The sequence below is a fragment of the Mesorhizobium sp. M7A.F.Ca.US.005.03.2.1 genome (assembly GCF_003997795.1).
GTDB classification, from domain to species: domain Bacteria; phylum Pseudomonadota; class Alphaproteobacteria; order Rhizobiales; family Rhizobiaceae; genus Mesorhizobium; species Mesorhizobium ciceri.
In genome coordinates this window covers 1-3,244 of sequence record NZ_RZRP01000725.1, presented here as the reverse complement: position 1 = coordinate 3,244, position 3,244 = coordinate 1, and the positions used below count along the sequence as shown (strand labels likewise).

Here is a 3,244-nt window from a genome sequence, read left to right as displayed (position 1 = left end):
CCACGCCAGCAAAGCCACCGGCAGTGCCCACCACTGGAAGCCTATGCCCGTGGCAAGTTCGAGCGCGATGGCAACGCCGCCGATCTCTGCGGACAGCACCAGGAAATTGACCAGCAAGGCGGCAAGCAACGGCCATAGAAAGACGTTGAAACCGAACCTTTCGCGGATGCCGTCGGAGATCGTGTGATGGCTCACGGCCGCGAACCGGCCGGACATTTCGACAAGGAAGATGATGCAGACGGTGCCAAGCACCACCGCCCAGATCAACTGGAAGCCAAACATCGCGCCTGCCTGCGCCGCCGTCGCCATGGACCCAACTTCGAGGAAGCCGCCGACGCTGGTGACGACGCCGAGGGATATTTCCATGAGCTTTTTCATGGCTTCGGCGCGAAATACTTGGCGTAGGCGGTAGCGAGCGCACGCGACGCCAGCCGTAAATCCTGTTGCGCGTCTTGGACTTCCAGCCGGTCATCTGCCTGCAGTCCGGCCTCGGCACGCGTCACCCCGACCGACAAATCATTGACTGCTTTTGTCAGAGAAGCTTGCTCGGTGGGTTCACTGATTTCGGCGGACCGGATTTGCGCCCCGACATCGGCAAGCGTCTTGCCGATCGATTGCAGCGTGTCCACCGTGTATGCGGTCGGCGCCGCCCCTGCCGCCCAGGCGTCCAGCGCCATCAACACGGTCTGCGATGCGGACGCCACGGTTCGTGATTGCTGCTCGATCTGATCGGAAGATGAGCATGCCGAGAGCATCAGCAAAAGCAGGCACAAGCAGTCAAGCCTGAGATAGCGGCGGCTAACGATCAAATCAGGCGTTTGGTGCGCCACAGAATAGTCTCCCCGACGCAACAAACCGCGGCCGGCGTGAATCTGATCTAGAGCGCTCGACGAGTCCGTCAACAACCGCGGCTCCCGATCCGGAGCACGAGGCGGTCTCAATCGGGTTTCGATTGCTAGTGGGGTGCTGAACGTCAATCGGGGCGATCCCCGCTCGAAGCGTCTTGGATTCCGTATTCGTGAATGAGGCCGAGAACCTGACTTCTGACTGTGTCGCGCGCGTCGGGCTGGATGAAAAACATCAGCCGCTCGACCGCTTCCACAACTGCTTCCGGCAGATCCGAAACCGCATCGGTGAGTTCGCTGCCATGCTCGTACATATTGTCCGTCAGCTTCTTGTCGAGGTCGGAAAGGATGCCCATCATCCGCACTCCAGATCGGTGCTGTGTTGATCTCAGTTCGACAGCGTCACGGCCAGGTCACCCTCCCCTGTTGCTGCCAGCCATCGATCACTGTTGCCCCGGCATTTCCGTGTTTTCCCTGGGATTTTTCTGGACGCCGGCAGCCGGGGCGGTATCCGCCGGGGCATTGCCGCCCTGGTTCTGCTCCGGCGCGCGTTTCAGCGGCGAGGTCTGCCATCCCATGTCAACGTAGAAAAAGCCGACGACGAAACCGACAATGATGACCGCCGCTATCACCAGCGAGATTATTGCGTTGCGTCGCTCCATTTGCGGCTCCTTCCATCGCCGAACAGCCCATGACGGAAATAGTTCCACAGGCAAGCGCCCTCAGTGAGGACCGGGTCTGGCGCTTGCCGGCCTGGCCTCCAGCGGTGGGGCGATCCGGGATTGGCGGGATTGGATTGAACCAGCGACGTTCCCATCCCGGCAGCGGGGAACAATCAACGAGCGGCGAGGTTTGGTAGTCGCACTTGCGAGGTTCTGCCATGAAACCTGCCGTTACCGATCATGTCGAAATCAAGAAATACGACCACCCGACGGGCGGCTGGGGATCCCTGTCTTCCTTGATCCGTAAAGCCTATGGCGAAGGCCTTCTGATGTCTGGGATATGGAGCACTCTGCTCAAGCAGAACAAGGCAGACGGCTATATGTGCGTTTCATGCTCATGGGCCAAGCCGGCAGAGCCGCGGCCTTTCGAGTTTTGCGAAAATGGCGCCAAGGCCACGCTGTGGGATCAGACGAAGCTGCGCTGCGGCCCCGATTTCTTTGCACGACATTCCGTCACCGAACTGCTCGATTGGCCGGATTGCGAGCTGGAAAAGCAGGGCCGACTGACCGATCCGTTGCGCTACAATGCCGTCACCGACCGCTACGAGCCGGTGTCCTGGAATGAAGCCTTCGCCGAGATCGGCATGGAACTTCGGCGCCTCGATCCGAAATCGGTGGTTTTCTATACGTCCGGCCGGGCCTCTTTGGAGGCTTCCTTCATGTATCAGCTGTTCGCGCGCATCTACGGTTCGTCGAACCTGCCCGATTCTTCCAACATGTGTCACGAATCGACCTCGGTCGGGCTTCCCAGATCAATCGGCTCGCCGGTTGGAACCGTACAACTCGAAGACTTTTCGCAATGCGACATGATGTTCTTCTTCGGCCACAACACCGGGGTGACGGCGCCGCGGCTGTTGCACCCGCTGCAGGAGGCCCGTGAACGCAATGTGCCGGTGTTCACCTTCAACCCCTTGCCGGAGCGAGGGCTCAAGCGCTTCAAGAACCCGCAGAATCCCGTTGACATGCTGTCGCCGGGGCCCGGCACGAAAATGTCCAGCGACTTCTTCCAGGTCCGCGGCGGCGGCGATATCGCCGCCATGACCGGCATCGCCAAGGCTGTGCTCGCGCTCGACGATGCGGCCCGCGAGCAGGGAAGCTCGCGTATCCTCGATATCGGGTTTATCGCGGAACATACGCATGGTTTCGCCGAATTCGAGGCCTATCTGCGCGCTGCCGCGTGGGATGACATCGTCGCCCGGTCGGGCATTGCGCGACCGGATCTGGAGCATGTCGCCGAAGTCTACAGCCGGTCCAATGCGGTGATCGGCAACTATGGCATGGGTCTGACACAGCACAGGCATGGCACCGAAAACGTGCAGATGTTGTGCAATCTGCTGCTGATGCGGGGCAATATGGGAAAACCCGGCGCCGGCATTTCGCCCCTGCGGGGTCATTCCAACGTCCAGGGCCAGCGCACCGTCGGCATATCCGAAAAACCTGAACTCGTTCCGCTCGACAAATTCGCCGAGTTCTATGCATTCGAGCCCCCGCGCGAGAAGGGCCTCGATACGGTCGAGACTTGCGAAGGCGTCATCGCCGGCTCGGTGAAAGGCTTTGTCGGCCTGGGTGGTAATTTCGTCCGCGCCGTGCCCGAAACCGGCCTCGTTGAGAAAGCCTGGCGCAGACTTGGCCTGCATGTCGAAATCGCGACCAAGCTCAACCGAAGTCATCTCCTGC

The 3,244-nt window shown here is 60.5% G+C and carries 5 protein-coding genes; 1 reads left to right on the top strand and 4 read right to left on the bottom strand.

All coding sequences use genetic code 11. The features are described from left to right. The 4 genes from EN991_RS29115 to EN991_RS29100 all read right to left on the bottom strand — a co-directional run. The coding region (locus EN991_RS29115) for a divalent metal cation transporter (protein WP_164769441.1) at nt 1-378 on the bottom strand (378 nt) is incomplete at its 3' end. Further along, nucleotides 375-830, bottom strand: a complete 456-nt coding sequence (locus EN991_RS29110; RefSeq protein ID WP_127366617.1) for a hypothetical protein — start codon at nt 828-830, stop codon at nt 375-377. The genes EN991_RS29110 and EN991_RS29115, both read right to left, overlap by 4 nt. A gap of 143 nt (nt 831-973) precedes the next feature. After that, nucleotides 974-1,204 carry a hypothetical protein gene (locus tag EN991_RS29105; protein ID WP_013533183.1) on the bottom strand — a complete coding sequence of 77 codons (231 nt, stop codon included), beginning with the start codon at nt 1,202-1,204 and terminating at the stop codon, nt 974-976. An 84-nt stretch (nt 1,205-1,288) separates the two neighbouring features. Continuing rightward, on the bottom strand, nt 1,289-1,507 hold the full coding sequence (locus EN991_RS29100; protein ID WP_013533184.1) for a hypothetical protein: 219 nt from the start codon (nt 1,505-1,507) through the stop codon (nt 1,289-1,291). 218 nt (nt 1,508-1,725) lie between these two features. Between EN991_RS29100 and EN991_RS29095 the strand changes: the two genes are divergently transcribed. Next, nucleotides 1,726-3,244 (top strand): FdhF/YdeP family oxidoreductase (locus EN991_RS29095; RefSeq protein WP_127370040.1); only part of this gene is annotated, 1,519 nt, incomplete at its 3' end.

What these genes read in the sequence shown, in the direction of transcription:
- EN991_RS29105 (WP_013533183.1), bottom strand. Translation starts at nt 1,204, where the DNA reads ATGATGGGCATCCTTTCCGACCTCGACAAGAAGCTGACGGACAATATG.
- EN991_RS29100 (WP_013533184.1), bottom strand. Translation starts at nt 1,507, where the DNA reads ATGGAGCGACGCAACGCAATAATCTCGCTGGTGATAGCGGCGGTCATC.